1 pseudogene is annotated in these 237 nt (G+C 30.0%); it reads right to left on the reverse strand.

Going from position 1 to position 237, the window contains the following annotated elements:
* Nucleotides 1–237 (reverse strand): annotated as a pseudogene (locus tag QCD69_RS22930) (CoA transferase); the annotation flags it as partial.

Below are 237 nucleotides of genomic sequence, written 5' to 3' on the forward strand. Positions count from 1 at the left end.
TTCTGAATATGGTCCATAACATCCAAATCCTGATACAGCTCCATAAATTATTTGATTGTTAACTTTAGCCAACTCATCATAACCCAGACCTAACTTTTCCATTACACCTGGTCTGTAATTTTCTACTACAACATCAGCATGTTTTACCATTTCTAAAATATATTTTTTCCTTCTTCTGATTTAAGGTTTAGAGTGATACCTTTTTTATTTCTATTTATATTTGCATAGTATAAACTC

Origin of the sequence: Erwinia sp. PsM31 (genome assembly GCF_030433775.1) — a bacterium.
GTDB lineage: Bacteria > Pseudomonadota > Gammaproteobacteria > Enterobacterales > Enterobacteriaceae > Erwinia > Erwinia aeris.